Annotated in this window: 28 protein-coding genes and 2 pseudogenes; 2 read left to right on the top strand and 28 right to left on the bottom strand. The window is 41.7% G+C overall.

All coding sequences use genetic code 11. From position 1 onward, the window contains the following. Window positions 1–42: 42 nt before the first annotated feature. The 17 genes and pseudogenes from M1D59_RS10400 to M1D59_RS10320 form a co-directional block, all read right to left on the bottom strand. Window positions 43–882: a thymidylate synthase gene (locus tag M1D59_RS10400; protein WP_025809941.1), complete on the bottom strand. Its 840-nt coding sequence runs from the start codon at window positions 880–882 to the stop codon at window positions 43–45. Between the two features lie 59 nt (window positions 883–941). Further along, complete coding sequence (locus M1D59_RS10395) at window positions 942–1703, bottom strand: hypothetical protein (RefSeq protein WP_025809940.1); 762 nt, start codon at window positions 1701–1703, stop codon at window positions 942–944. 88 nt (window positions 1704–1791) lie between these two features. Then, window positions 1792–2625 carry a prohibitin family protein gene (locus M1D59_RS10390; protein ID WP_020451587.1) on the bottom strand — a complete coding sequence of 278 codons (834 nt, stop codon included), beginning with the start codon at window positions 2623–2625 and terminating at the stop codon, window positions 1792–1794. Then, window positions 2618–2758, bottom strand: coding sequence for a hypothetical protein (locus M1D59_RS10385; RefSeq protein ID WP_023857597.1), 141 nt, complete (start codon window positions 2756–2758; stop codon window positions 2618–2620). The genes M1D59_RS10390 and M1D59_RS10385 overlap by 8 nt, the downstream gene beginning before the upstream one ends. A gap of 309 nt (window positions 2759–3067) precedes the next feature. Beyond that, the gene (wrbA, locus tag M1D59_RS10380; protein ID WP_026579653.1) at window positions 3068–3682 is read right to left on the bottom strand and encodes an NAD(P)H:quinone oxidoreductase; all 615 of its coding nucleotides are present in this window, start codon (window positions 3680–3682) and stop codon (window positions 3068–3070) included. 201 nt (window positions 3683–3883) lie between these two features. Then, window positions 3884–4492 carry a flavin reductase family protein gene (locus tag M1D59_RS10375; RefSeq protein WP_020451585.1) on the bottom strand — a complete coding sequence of 203 codons (609 nt, stop codon included), beginning with the start codon at window positions 4490–4492 and terminating at the stop codon, window positions 3884–3886. Between the two features lie 21 nt (window positions 4493–4513). Further along, window positions 4514–5452, bottom strand: a complete 939-nt coding sequence (locus tag M1D59_RS10370) for a ring-cleaving dioxygenase (protein ID WP_025809935.1) — start codon at window positions 5450–5452, stop codon at window positions 4514–4516. Window positions 5453–5484: 32 nt separating this feature from the next. Then, window positions 5485–5623 (bottom strand): annotated as a pseudogene (locus M1D59_RS10365) (nitroreductase family protein); the annotation flags it as partial. Between the two features lie 129 nt (window positions 5624–5752). Beyond that, window positions 5753–6208, bottom strand: a complete 456-nt coding sequence (locus tag M1D59_RS10360) for a MarR family winged helix-turn-helix transcriptional regulator (RefSeq protein WP_020451583.1) — start codon at window positions 6206–6208, stop codon at window positions 5753–5755. A 239-nt stretch (window positions 6209–6447) separates the two neighbouring features. After that, window positions 6448–7053, bottom strand: coding sequence for a TetR/AcrR family transcriptional regulator (locus M1D59_RS10355; protein ID WP_020451582.1), 606 nt, complete (start codon window positions 7051–7053; stop codon window positions 6448–6450). Between the two features lie 323 nt (window positions 7054–7376). Next, window positions 7377–7679 carry a hypothetical protein gene (locus tag M1D59_RS10350; protein ID WP_020451581.1) on the bottom strand — a complete coding sequence of 101 codons (303 nt, stop codon included), beginning with the start codon at window positions 7677–7679 and terminating at the stop codon, window positions 7377–7379. Window positions 7680–7695: 16 nt separating this feature from the next. Continuing rightward, entirely contained in the window at window positions 7696–8043 is a 348-nt protein-coding gene (locus tag M1D59_RS10345; RefSeq protein WP_229129055.1) for a GNAT family N-acetyltransferase, read from the bottom strand. Next, on the bottom strand, window positions 8001–8156 hold the full coding sequence (locus M1D59_RS10340) for a hypothetical protein (RefSeq protein WP_458118014.1): 156 nt from the start codon (window positions 8154–8156) through the stop codon (window positions 8001–8003). The genes M1D59_RS10345 and M1D59_RS10340 overlap by 43 nt, the downstream gene beginning before the upstream one ends. 131 nt (window positions 8157–8287) lie before the next feature. Next, window positions 8288–9088: a DUF2935 domain-containing protein gene (locus M1D59_RS10335; RefSeq protein WP_020451579.1), complete on the bottom strand. Its 801-nt coding sequence runs from the start codon at window positions 9086–9088 to the stop codon at window positions 8288–8290. Window positions 9089–9170: 82 nt separating this feature from the next. After that, window positions 9171–10035: pseudogene (locus tag M1D59_RS10330) on the bottom strand (manganese catalase family protein). A gap of 76 nt (window positions 10036–10111) precedes the next feature. Then, on the bottom strand, window positions 10112–10651 hold the full coding sequence (gene resA, locus M1D59_RS10325; protein ID WP_458118013.1) for a thiol-disulfide oxidoreductase ResA: 540 nt from the start codon (window positions 10649–10651) through the stop codon (window positions 10112–10114). A gap of 61 nt (window positions 10652–10712) precedes the next feature. Beyond that, complete coding sequence (locus M1D59_RS10320) at window positions 10713–11153, bottom strand: hypothetical protein (protein WP_026579657.1); 441 nt, start codon at window positions 11151–11153, stop codon at window positions 10713–10715. Between the two features lie 209 nt (window positions 11154–11362). On the opposite strand from M1D59_RS10320, the gene M1D59_RS10315 reads away from it, so the two are divergent. Further along, entirely contained in the window at window positions 11363–11689 is a 327-nt protein-coding gene (locus M1D59_RS10315) for a YxeA family protein (RefSeq protein ID WP_206761302.1), read from the top strand. Between the two features lie 36 nt (window positions 11690–11725). On the opposite strand, the gene speG is transcribed toward M1D59_RS10315, so the two are convergent. From speG to M1D59_RS10295, 4 genes are all read right to left on the bottom strand, one after another. Next, window positions 11726–12268 carry a spermidine N1-acetyltransferase gene (gene speG / locus M1D59_RS10310; protein ID WP_020451574.1) on the bottom strand — a complete coding sequence of 181 codons (543 nt, stop codon included), beginning with the start codon at window positions 12266–12268 and terminating at the stop codon, window positions 11726–11728. A gap of 28 nt (window positions 12269–12296) precedes the next feature. After that, entirely contained in the window at window positions 12297–12614 is a 318-nt protein-coding gene (locus M1D59_RS10305) for a DMT family transporter (protein WP_020451573.1), read from the bottom strand. A 2-nt stretch (window positions 12615–12616) separates the two neighbouring features. After that, complete coding sequence (locus M1D59_RS10300; RefSeq protein ID WP_020451572.1) at window positions 12617–12949, bottom strand: DMT family transporter; 333 nt, start codon at window positions 12947–12949, stop codon at window positions 12617–12619. An 80-nt stretch (window positions 12950–13029) separates the two neighbouring features. Beyond that, the gene (locus M1D59_RS10295) at window positions 13030–13614 is read right to left on the bottom strand and encodes a TetR family transcriptional regulator (RefSeq protein WP_020451571.1); all 585 of its coding nucleotides are present in this window, start codon (window positions 13612–13614) and stop codon (window positions 13030–13032) included. A 560-nt stretch (window positions 13615–14174) separates the two neighbouring features. Between M1D59_RS10295 and M1D59_RS10290 the strand changes: the two genes are divergently transcribed. Further along, window positions 14175–14795 carry a hypothetical protein gene (locus M1D59_RS10290; RefSeq protein ID WP_026579659.1) on the top strand — a complete coding sequence of 207 codons (621 nt, stop codon included), beginning with the start codon at window positions 14175–14177 and terminating at the stop codon, window positions 14793–14795. Window positions 14796–15147: 352 nt separating this feature from the next. Here M1D59_RS10290 and M1D59_RS10285 read toward each other — a convergent pair whose 3' ends face one another. From M1D59_RS10285 to M1D59_RS10255, 7 genes are all read right to left on the bottom strand, one after another. Continuing rightward, window positions 15148–15321, bottom strand: a complete 174-nt coding sequence (locus M1D59_RS10285) for a hypothetical protein (protein ID WP_224067028.1) — start codon at window positions 15319–15321, stop codon at window positions 15148–15150. A 119-nt stretch (window positions 15322–15440) separates the two neighbouring features. Then, window positions 15441–15917, bottom strand: coding sequence for a Rok-like winged helix domain-containing protein (locus M1D59_RS10280; protein WP_130569497.1), 477 nt, complete (start codon window positions 15915–15917; stop codon window positions 15441–15443). Window positions 15918–16047: 130 nt separating this feature from the next. After that, the gene (locus M1D59_RS10275; RefSeq protein WP_095290608.1) at window positions 16048–16620 is read right to left on the bottom strand and encodes a GNAT family N-acetyltransferase; all 573 of its coding nucleotides are present in this window, start codon (window positions 16618–16620) and stop codon (window positions 16048–16050) included. Window positions 16621–16653: 33 nt separating this feature from the next. Beyond that, a complete protein-coding gene (locus M1D59_RS10270) occupies window positions 16654–17136 on the bottom strand; it encodes a DUF4944 domain-containing protein (RefSeq protein ID WP_145929835.1) in 483 nt (160 codons plus the stop codon). 105 nt (window positions 17137–17241) lie between these two features. Next, window positions 17242–17838: an SAM-dependent methyltransferase gene (locus M1D59_RS10265; protein ID WP_101560914.1), complete on the bottom strand. Its 597-nt coding sequence runs from the start codon at window positions 17836–17838 to the stop codon at window positions 17242–17244. A gap of 110 nt (window positions 17839–17948) precedes the next feature. After that, the gene (locus M1D59_RS10260) at window positions 17949–18170 is read right to left on the bottom strand and encodes a hypothetical protein (RefSeq protein ID WP_026579662.1); all 222 of its coding nucleotides are present in this window, start codon (window positions 18168–18170) and stop codon (window positions 17949–17951) included. Between the two features lie 59 nt (window positions 18171–18229). Then, window positions 18230–19210 (bottom strand): alpha/beta hydrolase family protein, encoded by a 981-nt coding sequence (locus tag M1D59_RS10255; RefSeq protein ID WP_212110221.1) that lies wholly within the window; start codon window positions 19208–19210, stop codon window positions 18230–18232. Between the last annotated feature and the right edge of the window lie 194 nt (window positions 19211–19404).

Raw genomic sequence — 19404 nt, 5'->3', positions numbered from 1 at the left:
ATTCATTCACACAACAAAAAAACAGGCGGAAAATCCGCCTGTTTATACGGCAACTTCAAATGTCAGCTTGTCGCCGTGCTTATAGTCAATTAATTTAAAATCATCGATTGTAAAGTCATAAAAGTTTTTGATGTCCGGGTTGATCCACAGCTTCGGCGCTTCATATTGCTCGCGTTTCATCTGAATGTTTAAATTATCGATGTGACGGGTATAGATGTGACAGTCGCCGATATTGAAGATGTATTCGCCCAGCTCATAACCGAGGACTTGGGCGATCATGCGCTGCAAGACGTTATATTGGAACACATTGAACGGGTTGCCAAGCGCCATGTCATTGCTTCTCGCTCTTACTTCCAAAGAGAGCTTTCCTTCTTTCACATACCATTGCGTCTCATAGACGCAGGGCGTCAAAGCCATGCCGTCCAAGTCATCGGGATTCCACAGCATGGTCAAATGCCTGCGTGAAGACGGATTATGCTTTAACTGATGGAGCAAATAATCCACTTGATCGGCTTTCTGCCCGTTAACCGTTCTGTTTTTCTTCGCTAATTGATAGCCGTAGGCTGCTCCGATTGTGCCGTCTTCAAGCCGCCATTGATCCCAAATACGAACCCCCATATCGTTCAGAACTTGGACATCATTGGATTTCAGCTGCCAGATCCAAAGCAGCTCTTTGATGGCCGTTTTCCACGCCACCTTCTTCGTCGTCAAAATCGGCACTTCCGAATTGTCAAACCGCATTTTTTCGCTCATGATGCTCAGCGTATGAGCCGGCGTTCCGTCTGAATCCCACTTCGTCCGGACCTGATATTCTTCATCGGAGATCCCTGATTCAATAATTTTTTGAATGATTGCATTGTATTGCTGGTCATAATGGCTCATCTTATCCTCTCCTCTTTCCACATGATATGTATAAAATGAGTTTTTTTCAAGATTTAAGATCATGCGCGGGTTTGATAAATCTCCAACGCTTTCTTGATAACATTTTTATCGTATCCGGTGACATCATGGATTTTCTCAGTCCAGCCTTCGATTGTGTCCGGCTTCGCTTCTCTGTATAATCCTTTGCTCGTGCTAAGATATATGTCCCAGCCGCTGAATTCCCAATGCGCGATTTCATGTTGAAACGGAATTCTGCATTCCAGTAATGGCGCAGGCTTCAATGCCGCTTGCGAGCATTCAGCTGCCTCCCAAAAAACGGACATGTCAACAGGCTCTGTAGAGTAGACTTGAGTTGACACCTTTCCGTTCGGCCGATGGTAAAGTACCTTAACTCCGCCGGTTGTCGGCTTGACTTGAATTTGTGCTGCCGGGAAAAAACCGTCCAGCTTTTCACTGGTATAATCTTCACATTCGCAGTCGATCAGAATCGGCTGCAGCCATTGATCTCCCAGATCACATAAAAAGCGCCGTCCTCTTTCATCAAGCGCGATGACTGCGGCATGCGCGCGTTCTGTTTTGAACGAACGGCCGATCGGAAAAGCTTCCACTCCGTCTTTTGTAAACTCGTCCAGCAGCCAAATCGAAAGGTCAAAGCAATTGCCGGCAATGCCGTACTCTTGGTGGTGTTCCTTCATCATTGAGACGTTCCGCTGTTTCTGATCCCCTCCCTGATGATAAAACCATGCCTTTGTCAGCGTTTCCATCGGAAAAGCGTCGAATCTTCTCCACGTACGGAGAATGGCATCCGGAGCAAACATCATCTTCCCCCCTGTCCAGAAGCGATTGTTAACACTATTATATACGGGCGACCGAGACGAAAAAAATCCCTTAGCAAGGGATTTTTTCGTTTTATTTTCCTTTCTCATCAGTCGGAATCTGGATCAGGGAATTCGATCCTGTCGCTTTAGGCATTTTTCCGTCCCATTTTTGGATCCATTGATACTTGATCATTTCATCTGACATCGATTTTTTAATAATTTCATTATACTCGGCAATACCTTGGGCTTCGATCTTTTTCTTTTTCGCTTCCGCTTCGGCGATCTTCAGCTCTGTCTGCGTTCTTTCCAGTTCCTGCGAAGACTTCACGCGCGCGTCAATCGCTTCCTGGGTCGCTTTATCAGGCTTTGGCACACCGAGTGTTAAATCGTCAATGACAAAGCCGAGCCCCTTCATATCATCTGCAAATGTTTTTTGGATTTCTGCGGCGGCATCAGATGATTTTTGTCCGTATGTATCAATGACGGAGTATTTGGAAATCGACTTTCTTGCAGCGTCCCACAGCCTTGTTTTCAAGTAGCTGTTTTCGATTGATTCAATATCGACCGCTCCGAATTTATTAAACAATTCTACGACTTTATCAGGCTGAACGACATAGTTGTAGGCGATGTCCATTGAGATGTTTTTGCCGTCAGAAGTAGCCACTTGAATATCCTGATTGTTTACAGTCTGCATCCGCACCGGATATCTTGTGACTTTGTCAAACAGTCCGACTAAATGCCAGCCTTGATCAAGCGTTTCCGATTTCACCCCGCCATTCGGGGAATAAACGACGCCGACATATCCGTTCGGAATTTTCTCGATGAACAAGGAAGCTGTGAATCCTCCGATAATTAAAGCAACAGCGACAATGATTCCGCCGAGCAGCGTTTTGTTTTTATTCTTCTTTGGTTGTTTTTCATTCATCTTTGTCATCCTCCAGCGTTTTCTTTATTTTGCTCGCCCCGCTTCCGACTTTTTTAAAAAGCGGGCTTAACATAAGCCATACGCCAAACCCTATAATGGATAGCAATATGATCGAACCAATCATGACTTTCACTTTTGTTTCACCTCTTTTGCATTTGTTGATTGATCGTATGACTAAATAAAATCATTTCACTTATGTTTACGTTCATATGAACTTAAAGTTTCATTTTTTTAAAATGTAATAGAAAAAATTTTATCATTGCAATTGCGAAATCAATGGCATCGTTAAAGGATATGTCGGATATCTTACTCTTTATGCCGCGTATATCATGGTGTGTTCGCAGTCAAATGAAGACGAAGCGGCATGCCGAACCAACTATCAGCTGGGCACATACTAAAAAAAGAGCCAAATGATTGGCTCTTTTAAAAATATTAAATTCAATTATTGTTGATTGCCCTTTTTAACCCATTCAGCTACTGTCACTGTGCGTTTAGCTTGATGTTTCACTGCAGCTTCCACGTCTTCAATCATCTTCCCGTTTTGATCGACTGTAACACTCGTTCCATATGGATTTCCGCCAGCCCCGAAGAGGACAGGATCAGTGTATCCCGGAGAAGCAATAATAGCTCCCCAGTGCATCATTGAAGTATATAAGGACAAGATTGTTGCTTCTTGACCACCATGTGGATTTTGAGCGGAGGACATTGCGCTTACAACCTTATTTACTGTCTTTCCGTTTGCCCAAAGTCCGCCTTGTGTATCAAGAAACTGTTTCATTTGGGATGCCATATTGCCAAAGCGTGTTGGTGTACTGAATATAATAGCATCTGCCCACTCTATATCTTCTGAGGATACGACTGGAATGTCCTTTGTTGCATCAACAGTGGATTTCCACACTTCATTTCCCTCAATGGCTGATTGCGGAGCCAATTCTTGTACTTTTAAAACTTTGACCTCAGCACCTGCTTCTTCTGCACCTTCTGCAGCCCATTTGGCTAATTGATAGTTTGTTCCGCCCATACTATAAAAAACTACAGCTAATTTTACATTTGACATATGATCCAGCTCCTTTGATTTTCTAAATAGTTTGTCTAAAAATCCCATGTTTTAACACCTGCTTTTTTGTTTTCTTTTCGGCAAACCTTTTAAGAACCACCCCCTTGAAGTGTTTCGCTGCCATTATTATTCCTTGCTAGAATAAACTTAAAACATTTCAATTTAATGAATCTCAACTTCAAGATATTATGGATGGTTATATTACTTCGGTCTTTTTCTGGTGAAGATTTCGCCAATCTTTGCGTAATCATGCCCGGCTAAACGACTGATGGCGCCGAGGCCTCTTGGATCGATTTTTCCATTTTCATAGATGCCGCTTTCGATATGATATTGAACGACTCTGCCTATCATAAAATCGCATCCGTCAGAGTGCTTATCTCCCAACTCTAATGAATACTCCAGAACACATTCCATACGCACTTTTGCTTCTATCACGCCCGGCACCGAGACTTTCATACTTTCAACGGGGGTTAACTCCGCTAACTGAACTTCACTTTGACTTGGTGGTAGGCTGGCGGCCGTTAAATTCATTTTTTCAACATTTTGTTCATCAACGATATGGACCACAAATTCTTTGCTGTTCAAAATGTTTCTCGCTGTATCCTTTTGGCTCCCTTCAAAACGTTGAATAGAAAGGGAGATCATCGGAGGATTTGAAGATACAATATTAAAGTAGCTAAAAGGAGCTCCGTTTAAGACGCCCTCTTCTGATAAACTTGTAACAAATGCAACCGGTCTCGGTATAATACTCCCGATTAAAAACTTGTAGTTCTCTCTTTCTGTTTTTGTATTGGGATCAATGGACAGCATCGAATCACTTCCTTACAAAAATTAATCCAGCGCCTTCACTGTTACAGGAATTAATCTTCTTTCTAACTGCTCTCTGTAGTGTTCATACTGGGCCGGCAGCATTAACTGTTCTCCCATTGTTTCATACGATTCATCATGGGCGAATCCTGGTGGATCTGTTGCAATTTCAAATAAGATTTCCCCGTGTTCTCTGAAATAAATCGCGTTAAAATAATTTCTGTCTTGCACAGGTGTAACACGGTATCCGTTTTCCGCAACATATTTTTGCCATTCCAATTGATCATTGTCATCAATGGCTCTCCAGGCAATATGGTGAACTGTACCCGTCCCCATTTGTCCGCTTCCTATAGTTGTTAATTTCAAATCAATTATATTTCCTATGTCACCAGCAGAACGAAAACGTACAAAATCTCCTTCTTCTCCAACTTTTTCAAGTCCCATGACCTTTTCTAATAATTCAGCCGTTTTTTCGGGTTGTTTGGATAACAGTGTTGCTCCGCCAAATCCTTTGATTGCATTGTCCGGTGTTATTTCCCCTACTTTCCAGCTGTTCTTTTCCCCTTGTTCTCTTTCGACAATTTCCAGATGAAGACCATGAGGATCATCGAACTCCAAGTATTCCTCTCCAAAACGGTTCATTTTTGTATAAGGCACATTGAATTTTGCTAATCTATTTTCCCAAAAAGCCATTGCACCTTTAGGAACGACGTAAGAAGTCACTCCCACTTGACCATCTCCAATGACTCCTCGACGGGCACCTGCCCAAGGAAAGAATGTAATAATCGTTCCCGGTTTCCCGCCTTCATTGCCAAAATAGAGGTGGTATGTTCCCGGATCATCAAAATTAACGGTTTTTTTCACTAAACGTAAACCAAGAACGCCAGCGTAAAAATCCACGTTCTCTTGCGGATGGCCGACAATCGCTGTAATGTGATGGATTCCGCTTGTTTTCTTTTTCATTCCACTTCACTCCTCTTTCATGAAACATAGCTTTATGATGAGAAATACGTTACAAATTCATTTACAGGTTTTCTAAATCCCCGTGGTTTTTCTGCTTTTTATTTTTTCCTTCCCGAGGGTGATCATCATGACAACTTCATATTGTTCACTTATATTCAACACCTCTTTAACCTTTAGATGAGCCCAGGATCTTGTTATGTCATGAAGCTCATGTTCAGAAATAGAATACCCAGTTCAATATTTATTTCTCATTATCATGAATTCATATATTTCGAATTCGAGATATTATCATAAAAAAATTTACATGCTTTGGGCATGGAAGCCAAGTTTTTTTAACTTTTCAATTAGAACTTCTTTTTCTTTTATGTCTAAGCCGCCGAAAATGCCTTTCATAGCTGTTTTATGTTTTGGAAAAAGATTGTTCATCAGTGCAGTTCCTTCATTCGTTAAAGCAGCGTATGTTATACGGCGATCTTTAGGACAAGGCCTTCTCTCTATTAACTTTTTCTTCTCCAACTTATCTACAACATAGGTAATGCTGCTGCTTGCGATTAATACTTTTTCGCCTATTTTTTGGATCGGCTGATCGCCTTTACTATAGACTAATTCTAGAACAGCAAACTCAGTTGGGTTTAGTCCTAAACATTTAATATCCTCTTCCACACGCTTTTTAATCGATTGCAGTGCACGAGACAACACAATAAATGCCTTTAAAGACAACTCCTCTTCGTATCTCTCCATTTCCTGACTGCCCACGGTATTCATCCTTTTTAATTATCTCGAATTCGAGATAATTGTATAATAACGATTTGCTGTTGTCAACTTTTTAAAACGGGTTTAAAACGGGTTATTATTATTACGAGTTAAAACCGATGAGACAGAATTGTTAAACGGGTGCAGTTGATTTGGGCGTACCATTGACCAAGCAGGATTCGGATCTAACACAAAAAACCGCCGACTCAAGGTCGGCAGCGCCGGCTGTTTCAGAAGTCTTGTCATACATGAAATAGTTTGTCTTTTATCTGGAGATGCAGCTTCGGATTCAGCAAGAAAATAATCGACTGAAGCTGTTCCTGTTTATTAATCGAGGGATCCGCGTGGTGTTGATGGTTGTATCCGTTAAAGATTGCAATCAGCGTGGTGGCCATCACCTTCGGATTGAGCTGTTTTTGAACGATGCCTTCTTCCTGAAGCTGCTCGATCAGTTCGACAAAAAACTCTCTCCACTGCTCATACAGAAGGGCTACTTTTCTTTGAATCTCAGGATATCTATGACTATTTGCCATAAATTCCAAAAACAAAGCTGTCGAATGCTCTTTATTTGATGTTTGAATCAAGTGTTCAATCCCTGCGAGCAATCCCCTCAGCGTCTTTTTTCGAAAACAATTCATGCTGGTTTGAAAGCGATCTTCCATTTGCTCATTCATAATATGGAGAAACAGCATCTCCTTTGACTTGAAATACAAATAAAACGTAGCTTTAGAAAATCCGGCTTCTTTCATAATTTCATCTACAGAGGTTGCCGAATATCCATTTTGGGCGAACAGATGATATCCGGCTTCTACGATCTTTTGAACCGTATTCTGTGTCTTCTTTTTCATTAAGCTGTCCTGTCCTCTCTACTTCTCTAATTAAGTTAACCATCTATGTATTGAGATATACTGGGAACGTCAAGGACTCGTTATGTTAAAGAAAATTGGAAAAAGACGCTTAAAATCTTTTGCTCAAACATACACTTGCAGCCTAAGCGGACGTTCTTTCATCAAGCATAGCAGTGACATATAAACACCGCCAAGTGACATTAGCCCGGTAAGTCAACAAGGTCAATCGCCCTAACAGGCCGGTAGCCGTATGTTCCTTTCCTTGCAAAATTCCCAACATTCATTCTAGCATTTACTGCTAAAAACTTCATATATATTGTAATTTATTTAATTGGATTTTTCTGTTTTTTAAAAGCCTCTATGAAATACCCGGGGTCCGCATCCACTTCATAAGCAAATACCCCCTGGTTCGTATGGAGGTAAAGCAAACCGGCCTCGGAAAAAGGTCTGTATGATACATCGTGGACGTGCTCAAGGCGATACTGGCGGCTTGCAGTTAAAATTTTATCGTTGTACAGGTACATTTGATTATGCTTTTTTGTATAGGTTTGCCGGTTAAAATCAATCGTCCGTTCTGTTTTGTAGTAGCTGACAGCCGCGATGGCCTGATGGCACCCGTCTTTCATTTGAAACCTCCATTTGCTATTCGTTGATTAATTTGGACATGACATATTCATCAACATATTGTCCTTTTACTTTCAAAGCGTGCTTTTTAGTGCCTTCAATGATAAAACCCATTTTTTTGTATAAACGCACGGCGGCTGTATGATGGGTCATGACAGTCAGCTCAAGTCTGTGAAGCTTTTCTTCACAGGCCCATTTTTCCAATGCCTGAAACAGCTTTACTCCAATACCTTGTCCAATATATGTTTGGCGTATGCCGATGATGATATGGGCACGGTGGCGTGTTCTCTGAACCTGTCCTCTGACTGCTGCAACATATCCGACTAAGCTTCCGTCATCAGCCGCACAAACAAAAACTTCACACACGCCGGATTGGATCTGTTTGATTTGACGTTGTGCCTGAAGCTTTCGTTATCGATCGTTTCACAAAGCTTCAGATAGTTTTCTGCATCTAAAGCTGTTAATTTTCTGACATGCAAGAAAGGCCCTCCAAACAGTTTTTAGATTATCTATATATTCTGAATTATAATCGCATGAAAAAGGCTATGCAAACCGCAGGTGCCAAGATCGATTCGCGGCTTCATCAAAAAAAATAGCAAAACCGCCGGCATTACTTTTCAAGCAGCCTCGGTTTCGCAGGGTCGCACGCAGGTTTTTGCGTATTTGTCGATTCGGCGATTTTCATTAAATAATAGCATTCTTCCCTCATCATGTGGTCTGCCATCAGCGCGGAGAACGTACCGAGCATCTGATCTGTAAGCTCCAGCTCCTCCACTTCTTTCAAAAAGGTACGAAACAGCTCAATCTCAAGCTTCACGTCTTTATTCATCCTTCTGAGAGCGGGAAAAGATTCAACATTCGCTCTGAGATACCCCGTCAATTCAACGGATTTAATATAGAACTGTTCAAAGTGTTTGACAAACTCCCTGCTCTTCTCTTTCAACCGTTTTTCCACCGCATCCAGGTCATCGGCAATTGCTCCAGCATGTCCGGCGGCATCCATCAGCCACAGCATATGGTGGTGCAACTCGTGGAAAACAGGCGGCACTTCCCGTTTTTTTAAGTATTTTAGCACAAGCAAGTACTCCTCCAGTTCATTTACCATATGGTTGATAAAAGTCGGAGGAAGGTGAATTTTAATATCGCCTGTCAGGTGCCTTTTAATGATGGAGAGTTTAAATTTCCTGAATTGAAGGGCATATTCTTCAGCTTCAAGCGTTAATGAATACAAATCAGGCGAAGCATTCACTTTTTTCAGCAAAACATCAAACGTCTGCTTGAACTGCTTCGCCTTTTGAATATCTTCTTTTTCCCTTTCAGCCAAAGAATCCAAAATAAAACGCGCATGATCACCCAAAACCTGAAGCCAAAATTTATGTTCAAAAACGGCCGTCTCCTTATAAGTTTTCAAGCTTGCGCCTCCCTTTAAATACCATTCTTCACTATGGCTATTCGCTGCAAGCCCGAAATATGATCATGCAAATAGAAGCTGATCAATAAAGATTCGGAGGCAGTATGTCATCCCGGGGATGTTGAATAACCGATGGCGGCGTATCATGAATATATGCAGGCGCAGGTTTTAGCACCGGTTTTTTTCGCAAGGGGCTGAGGATGTTCAACATACTGAAAAACGCCTTCCCCATCCATGCTCGGTCCCTTCGCCCATCTGCCTGTAGCGCTCTCGTTGCCTCTTGAAAAATTAAATAATACATGGGAGACTTCCCTTTTTTCCAGATGGCGCGGAAACGTGCTTGGGACGACGACATTTTCTTTCGCTTCCAGTTCTTTAATGGCTGCAAGCCACTGGTTTTGATGCATCGTATCCCTTGCAATCAGCCAGGACAGCATATCTTTGACACCGCGGTCCGTCGTCTCTTCATAAAGGCGGACCGCCTGCAGGCGTCCCTGTGATTCCGCGTTTAAATTTGCCCGAAAGTCGGCAAGCAAATTTCCGCTTGCAATAATATAATCGGCAGTCCAGCGGTTTCCCACACTGTCGGCCGGCATCGCCCCTAATCCTGATACGATGGCATGCTGCGGATTCATCCCTCCGAGAATGGCACCGAGCACCGGATCTTTTGCAGCTTTTTCAAGATCGCCGACCGGCGCACCGTCCAAAAGCCTTGCAATCATCGTCGCCAGCATCTCGATATGGGCGAGCTCTTCAGCTCCTGTATCCATCAGCAGATCTTTGTACTTGCCGTTTCCTCTGACACTCCAGCCTTGAAAAAGATATTGCAGAGCTACTGATATTTCCCCGAACTGTCCTCCCAGTATTTCCTGCAGCTTTTTCGCAAATAATGGATCGGGTTTTTCAGGCTTTGCATGATACTGCAGTTCTTTAATATGAAAAAACATAAGATCGCTCCTCTCCTGAGCTACCTTATGAACGATAAGAACAATAGGTGTTTGTCTATCCCTTTTAAATGAGTTTCTATGAACCGCTAAGAAGGTCTTCAATCCACATATCAACTTGCCGCTCAGACATTCCTCCGACATACATCCGCTCTGGTCTTCCTTCCCGATTAATGAATATACTTGTAGGCAAATAATAAATTTCCCAAGAACGGTAAACTTCAGCCGATTGATCCAAAGCGACCGGAAAAGTTAAGCCATGGCGGTCGACAAAGCTCTTTACTGCACCTTTCGATTCACGCACATTGACAGCGATGATTTCAAAACCGTCTCCTTTAAAACGGTCATAAGCTTTTTGCATGACCGGCATCTCCTCTTTGCACGGTGTACAAAAAGTCCCCCAAAAGTTAACAAGTACCGCCTTTCCCCGTAATTTTTTCAGTTCGATGTCACCGCCCTCTAAAGTCGATAATTTAAAATGTAATGCCTGCTGATGAAGGGCAGTGCCTGCCTGTTCATTCCGGCCTCCGGCAATATGCTGATAAAGAGCAAAACTAGCCGCACAACATAGGAGCAAGAGGATGGCGCCTCTCAATAAAAGCAGCGTTTGTTTTTTCATTTTTTTCTCCCGATATGTTAGCCCTAATATGAAAAAAGGACTCTCCTCTGCTGGGCTTTCTTTATGATGAGTAGTCCGGCATTTCATGCTCAAAGCCGTAAAAGCCTGTAATTCCAACATCTCCGCAGCCTGACACTTTTGTGATATCCAGGAAATGATTGCGGTGCGGCGTCCCGCTCACTTTATCTGCAGCACTTAAATGAAGATGATTTCCAGTAAATTCTTTCTCGCTTAAAGTGATCGCATGTCCTGTTAACGTGATTCTCTGCAGCTTGATGTTGAGTGTACAGCCTTCTGCATTAAAAATCGTAAACTTATAATACAGCCATGTCGGGTAGTAATTTACATTGGTGCTGTCCGCCATAAAAAATCCCACTTGATCTTCACTCATTGTCATGGTCGTCTTTTTCTCATCTTTTGTAACCGCGGCATCAGCAGGGTGAATATGAAAACTGCAGGCCATCATGATTGAAAACAACATCAAAAATAAAATTTTTTTCATTGGCGCCCCTCCCTTTTTCCATATTATAAACTTTATTGAATAAAAAGGATATTGAAATTTAATCTCCCGTTTCAAGATGAGTGTGCCGAACGATCCCTTACAAAAGTGTAATGTTCATGTCACGTTATTCGATTTTTTTATCAGACAATAAATCTTAGAATGATAAATGAGGTGAAATTGTGAAAAAGCATATCGTATGGATCAGCCTGATGATCATATTTACCGCATTATTAAGCGGATGTAACTTAAACCGTGTGGGAACAGACGAATATTATGTTCACATTACCGGAAACGGGAAGGAAGACACGTCGAAGTTTGACGACGGCGAGGAATACTCCGTCTTCAAATATGAACTGGCCGGTTTTGATGAGGACGGTCAAGAAAAAACAATGGAATTCACAGCTGATAAAAACCTTCGTACAGGCGCGTTTTTACGGCTTTTCTATTCTGAAAATAAAGGCGTGAAATCGTGGGAAGAGGTTGAAAAAGACGATATTCCCAACAAAGCCAAAGATCGATTAGGTGTGAAAAATTAAAAAACATGCGGGAGATGGCGGCGCCATCTCTTTTGTTTATCCTTGCATGCCTTCCTTTTTGCTTTTTTTAAGTGATAAAAATTCATCCTGAAAAATGCACATTCTAATAGCGTTACGATAATAGCCGTCAACGAAAAACTCATCCTGCAGCTCGCTCTCGATTGTGAACCCTGCCTTTTTATACAAGTGAATCGCTTTTGCATTATCTTCGTCGACGATCAAATACAATTTGTGCAAATTCAAAACGGAAAACGCGTAGTTCATCGCCAAATACGTTGCGCTTGACGAATACCCGTTCCCTTGATGCTCTGGATCAATGATGATTTGAAACTCCGCCCTTCTGTGAATATAATCAATTTCGACCAGCTCAACCAATCCGATCATCTCAGTCTCTTTCTCTATGATAAAGCGCCGTTCGCTTTGGTCATGAATGTGTTTGTCAAACAAATCCTGCAGCTCAACAAAAGTCTCATACGGTTCTTCAAACCAATACGACATAATCTTCGCATCGTTGTTAAGACGGTGGACAAACGGAAGGTCTTCTCTTTCGAGCGGACGCAATTTAAGCTGATTGAACATATCAGCAACCTCCAATATAAATTAAAATTTAAGATGATGTAAGGCGCAGGCCGATCACCCCGATTATAATAAAGCCAAGTGAGATGAGCTGCGGAGCGCGAATCCGCTCCTTAAACCAAAATAAGCTGACTGCCGTAATGCCGATGCTGCCGATCCCGGTCCAAACGGCATAGGCAACACCGGCTGAAAGTGCCTGCATGGCTTTCGAAAGGCAGAAAAAAGACAAAGCAAACCCCAATACCATGACAATAATCGGCCATTTTTTTCTTGTGCCGTCTACATATTTCATAGCGATGGCGGCAATGACCTCTTCGATTCCAGAAATCACCAAAAATAACCACGGCATGATCAATCACCCCCTGACTGGGTATTGTTCTCTTTTGTAAACATTTTCATGCCAATAATGCCTCCCAACAGCACGATCAAAAAAAATATTTGCCCTCCTGAAAAGGGTTCGCCCATAAAAACACCCGTCACATATGTGCCGGCCGTTCCGATTCCGACAAATACGGTATAAGCCGACGCCATCGGAATGTTCCTGTAAGATCGTATCAGCATGAGAAAACTTGCCGCGATCAGTACAAAGATCATCAGCCAATCGGCGAAGGAATCCGCATGTTTAAGACCTGAGGCCCAAACCACTTCCAAAAAACCCGCAATAATGACGAGGAGCCAACTCAATGATAACACCCTTCCTGTTGTGAATGAACGTCAGTCATTTTTAGGCCGATAAAAAATGAACAGCTGCAGCCGGTCATTTTTCACTTGGTTCCTATGCTTCTCTTTAGAAAAGTAAATATTTCTTTTTTGAACACACTGAGCTCTTCGTCTTTTTCCGCCCCGATGTAATAACGTTCCGCTGTGTTTTCGACAAAGTTGATAATCGTTCTGGCCGTCCAGCGCACATTGATGTCCGGAATGACCTCGTTTTTCTCAACTGCTTTTTCAATAAGTCCTTCAAGCCAGGAATAATAAGGCTGATAGATCGCCTCCCATTTTTCCATCGAATGGTCAAAGGCAAGACCTGAGTAGCAAAGAACGATAATATCCTGATGAAGTTCCGTCATGTTGAACGTCTCATCAATCATGATGTCCAAGGCGGTCCAGAAAGACATGGTTCCGTCGACCTTGCTCTTAATATGGTCCAAAGAATGTGTCAGAAGATTTTCCGCGATCGCTGGAATCAGCGCATTTTTGGATGAGAAATAAAGATAAAAAGTGCCCTGCGCAGTGCCTGCTTTTTTCACGATATCTGAAATCGACGCCTTATCCAGCCCCTTTTCAGAAATGACTTCAATGGCCGCCTGCAAAATCTTTTCATATTTCCCGGACGTTTGCTTTGGCATGTTGCAGACCTCCCTAAAAATGAATGACTATCATTCATTTTAGTGGAGCGGCTTTTCATTGTCAACCGGGCGGCGCAGGACTTATTTCCTTAAACTTTCTTTAAAATCCTAAGCATAAGCTGGCTTTGGATATGAATCCCTTTTATACTTTACACATATACCGAAAACAGATGGAGTTGATATTGTTGAAACCGCTGATCAAGCTGGCATGCGGAGCTGCCTCTCTTATCGCAGCCGTCCTCGCAATATGTTTTGCAGTGAAACGGAGCAAAGACAAACATTAGGAATTAGGAAAAGTTCTCAGCAAAAATTTTCTTTTGCTAAAAGTTTTTTTGTTGATCTCCCTGTTCATTTTAAAGAGAAATGCAATGCATAGTGATCATGAAATCGAACAATCGATTAGACCTCCTACAGCTTTCTATGAATCTTTTTGGACTATTATCCTATATGAAAATATCCACACAAAATATAACACTTGGAAAATCAATATGATATAATCATCACTCTAATGAGTAAATAAAGAGCTTTTTTAAATATATAAACGACGAAGGAGCTATAGAATGGAACTTACGATCACCAGAGCACTAAGCGAACTCAAAATGTTGGATAAAAGAATCAAGCGGGCCGTAAATGAGAGCACATTCGGAGGCTTGATGATCGGAAAGAAACTGCCGAACGGATTTCGGACAACCGAAGACTTGGAAACTAGGGCGAAAGCCGATTATCAATCAATTGAAGCCTTAATCAAAAGGCGAAATGCCATTAAGTCTGCCATTGTTGTATCCAACGCGACGACCAAAATCGAAGTGGCCGGAGTCAAGATGACTGTGGCTGAAGCCATCGAAAGAAAAACCTCCATCAGCTACGACATTCAGCTTTTGGATAAGCTGAAAGAAGTGTACGCTGATTTAGTCGACGAGGCCGAGAGCGTCAATCAAAAAGTAACAGAAAGACTAGACAAACATCTGGAGACTCTTTTCGGAAAAGACGGCAAAGTAAAAGCGGCTGAAAACCAGGAAATCGTCAAATCTTTCCTCGCTGAAAATGAAGCAAAAATCATCGATCCGCTGAATCTAAAAGAGAAGATCGATTCCTTGTCAAAAAAGATCGAGGACTTTGAAATGGAAGTTGACTTTGCATTGTCCGAGAGCAATACACTCACCAAAATCAAAATCGATTAACGGCCGATTGTTAGCCAACCGAAAACCGATAAAACTAAACACCTTCCGAGGGAAAGGTGACTCCCTCCTTTTATTTCATCTGCACAGCCAAAGAGACGCTGTGCCAACATTGAGATAAAAGCTCAAAGCTCAACGTTCAGCGTTTACAGCTTAAGTATCAAAGCTCTTAACAGTTCAAAGCTTACGCCTTAAAGTTAAAAGATCGATAAAATCTGGGAGAAACGGCTGCTTGAGCATTTGTTTACCGGCTCAGTCGGTTGCCGCTCAGCAGGTTGGCTAACAATGGATATCAATAACAAAAAAACGTCTATATAGACGTTTTTTTAGTGGATTCGCAAATCAAAGGATGCGCTCAATCTTTCTGTTTGTCCTTTTCTATATGCGCCCAAAGATAATAAATCACCCCGCCTGCTAAAATAAACACAATCCCCAAGTACCCTTGCTCTGAGGGAACAAAAAATTGAAATAAAAACGCTAAAATTAAAGCCGGTACCATAATCATGAAGTATTTCTTTTTATCCAACATGTAAAACACCCTTACATTGATTTTAGCTAACGATACGATATAAGTGCTGTTTGGTTTCAATTTTTAAAGATTCCGCTCTGATTTATGACATATATGAATCTAGAATTATGACGAAAACCTCAAAGGTCTTTTTCTTTTTGCAAAATATAATGGCCGCGGGCAGGTTTTTTAATATCTGGGCGATGTTTCATTAAGCTCTTCATAAATGTTGTCATGTTTTTAATCGGAAAGCCGGTTTCTTTCTCGATTTCAGTTTTGAGCTTAATGCCTTTCAAGCCCTCTTCATAGCGGCTTAAAATGTTTAAGGCAGCCTCACGCTGTATGGTTGTTTTTGATTGGAAAATAGTATGAGATGGAGTTTTGATGGGTGGATGTTTGTCAACGGCAATCTGGGATTGTTTTAATTCCTCTGCTGCAGCGCTTGCCAAGTCGATTAATGAAGATTTTTTGTTAATTGCGGGATCACTCTCCTGATCCAATTCACGCAGCTTCGAATAAATGTCTTGTCGTTCTTTCCGCAATTCCCGCATCACCTGAATCTCCGCATCACCTAGCTGTTCAAGTCTCAAACGCAACGCTTCTCTTTCGTCGAACATATCTCCCACATCCTAAAATTAAGATTCCATTATAGTTTATAGGACTTTTTTAACTTTAACAATTTATTTAAAAATAAATTCAAGAAAAGTTCTTTTTATCGTTAAAACGCATATGGAATATAAAGGATGATTACGTTATTGATGTTCTTGTATCAATCGGCATATCCTTCGTCCGTCTCCTCCAAATCATATGATCATATCCTTTCCCCCAATAATCCTTCAGCATATAGTCAGGCTCGCCGAATTTCTTCTTCCATATTTTCTGTGCACCGGGATAACCGCTGTCCAAACAAAATTCCTTCACTCCCCGATTCAGAAAGGTCAAAAACATAACGTTGAACAGCAAAGACCCGATTCCGCGTCTTTGATAATCCGGGTGGACAAATACCGTCCCTACCTCATATAAATCCTTTAAAGCCCCATCCGTACAAATATCGATCAATTCGCTTGCAGGGCCATATTCGATTGTACCGATGATTTTATTCAGACGTTGATCTGAAGCGATAAAAAAGTGCCGGCTCTTCCCTTTGCTGTCTAAGTCTGCTTTCAAGTATTGCCTCTTACTTTCAATTTCACTTTCTTGATCATCAAGCAGATCGGATATCCCCTCTTTAGCAAAAGTATCCTCGACCACGATTCTGAAAAACTGATTCAGCTCTTCAACGTCGTCAATTTGCGGCCTTCTGATCTCAATTTCATTCATTTTAAATCACTTCCTTATTCAGTGATTGTCGTTTCATTTATACCACGGAATCTTGGTTAATTTCATTATTTCTGCGTTCTCTTCATCTCCGGTTTTCCACTCCACTTTGACTGATAACGCATGCCCGATGACATCCTCTTCAGGCATAAAATCAAAAGTCGCGATATGATCTTCCATATGGCCTCCGTCATCCATTTCCTCTCCGGTATACTCAGAAAGATCGTATTCTCCTCTATCATCATACTTTTTGCCGTCTATGTATAAGGTGATTGTATTCACAATCGTTCTTTTCGCATCTTCTTTCGCGCCATCCCAATACAAATTCAAAAAATAATTAGGCCCGATTGACGTTTTATCTGATTTCTCAATCGAAGCATGCCACAGACCGCTTTCCCCCTCTCCTTCATACACCACTTTCTTTCCGAAGATCATTGCACTGACATATCCCCCGCCAATTAAAAGCAGAAATGCGCTGCTGATCATCAGCAGCCGTTTGAGTCCATTTTTGTTTTTCATCATTTCCCCCGCTTTCATCACAATAGTAGTGATGACGGTGAAAAAAGTTACGCAAAAAAGGCGCCATAAACGGCACCTTTTTAAAATCATATTTCCCCGGAGTATTCAGCGCTTTTGACCAATAAATTGAATGACATGAGACAGGCCGTTGTGCCAAGCCCCTTCATGACGAACGACTTCCCCCATAAAAAAGTGGACAATACGCCAATCTGAAAAGGTTTGTAAAAATTCTTCCGGTGTATATAAAAGCTCCGGATCCTGCGGCCCGCCGCTTTTGTAAGGAATTTGGTGCGTCGAATACACTTCCGTCACGAAAAATCCCCCGGGCTTCACGGCTTTTTTTACTCCAAGAAGTGTTTTTCGGCGCAGCTCTTCTGGAAAATGTCCAAAAATACATACAATCTCGTCCCAATGCCCTTGATTCCAAGACGCTTCATTTAAGTCAACAAGCTCCGTCTTCACCGATACATGACGGGTTTCAGCAAGCTTTTTCGTTTTCTCCAACCCTGACTCGGCATAATCCCATGACGTGACGTTCATCCCTTGTTCTGCTAAAAAAACCGCATTGCGCCCCTCGCCTTCTGCAATGGCTAAAGCATCACCCGACAATTGAAGTTTTTTCTGCGAATCTGCCAAAAACGCATTCGGTTCCGTTCCATACACATAGTTCTCATCTTGAAAGCGCTCGTGCCAAAAGTTCATCGTTTTTGTTCTCCTTTTTTTAGAAGCTTTCATATCAATGATATACCCGTTTCTTTTAGATGATGCATCTCATTTTCGCTTCGCAGTCAAACTCGATACTCTCCTTCGAATTAACCCTTATCATTTGTTCGCAAATGAACAATAATCATGATGACGCCTAAAATGAGAAGCAAAACAGGATAAAACAATACAGATGATTGAAAATAAACCGAAGCTTCACTATTGCCATCTGCATCCATTATATAATGAGGAAAAGCAACAGATAACACCTGTAAGAAAAACAGCGTTAATAGACCCAGCAAAATTGAAACAAATCCGGAAACAAAGTACATAAAAAAACCTCCTATTCGCACATTTTGAAAATTGCCAGCTTTTTAATAAATTAAAGAAATTATCCCTCATGAAGCTGCTTTAATTTTTTTCGGATGAAAGAAATCGTATCTAATGCCAGCTTTTTACGACAAAGAACAATTCCGGCATGGCCGCAATTGTAGAGATGTCTTTCGGGTTTCCCCCAGCTCTCCCATAACTTATCAGCATCCTCTAAGTGAACATATTGGTCATGAACGGCGGAAATCAGCAAAATGTGATCTTTGTTAACTTTCGGCACAGCCTGACTGGGATCTGTAATTTCCCAATATGTTTGTAAATCTTCATATGTCACACCGTACTGTTCCAATTCTTCTCTTATGAATTTACCCGGAATGGTATTCCATATCGAGTAAGAAAGACGATTCGCATAAAATATCGATACCACGATGTCGATTTCAGTCTCAAGGGCAGCCATTAAATTTGTCATCCACCCGCCTAAACTGACGCCCACTATAATAACAGGGCCGGTTTTATTTGCTTTGATCCAGTGAATGAGCGCCCGTAAATCCACGACAGCTTGTCTTGTTGATTCAACTGTACGATTCAAATTCGCACTTATCATGAATTCACCGCTGTAAAGCGAATGTTCCGGCTCTCTTTCAAAATGATACGGAAGAGAATAGTAGTACATGTTCCAGCCTAAATCGTTCATCATACGATCATGAAATATCTTTTTTATTCTGTCGTATGAATCCATTCGCCAGCCGTGTACAAAAATAACATTAGGTTGATCTATATCATTCTTATTTAAAAAAACCTCGCCTTTTAAACTATCATTGACAGGGTCTCCGGATGGAATGATAGATTCATAGCTGAAATGTCCAGCCAAATAGTTTTTTCTCGCTTCATGAAGAGTAAAGGAGACATCAGCCGCTTTTGCTTGATAGAATTCGTCCCTGTCAATCGAATCCAATGAAAAAGCGGAAAAATGTTTTTCTTTACTTCTTTTCCTGTGCAAATCATATAACGCTAAACGATCGATCATCTTTGCCAAAAACACTTTTTGTCCTCCTGATTGGTATAAGTAATGGTGCTTTTTTGATTGAAGGCAGTTCCGCCAAGTCCTTTCACACAGACCATTGGCCATCTAATCGGCTGAGCCTGATGAATCCACGAAGCTGCCTTGACAAAAGGGGCTGTTCGCAACACCAAAGGTAATTATGATTGCTGCGGTTTATCGGGTAGAACTTGCTT

Source organism: Bacillus sp. PK6-026 (assembly GCF_054161455.1).
This window is presented reverse-complemented; position numbering and strand designations above follow the sequence as displayed.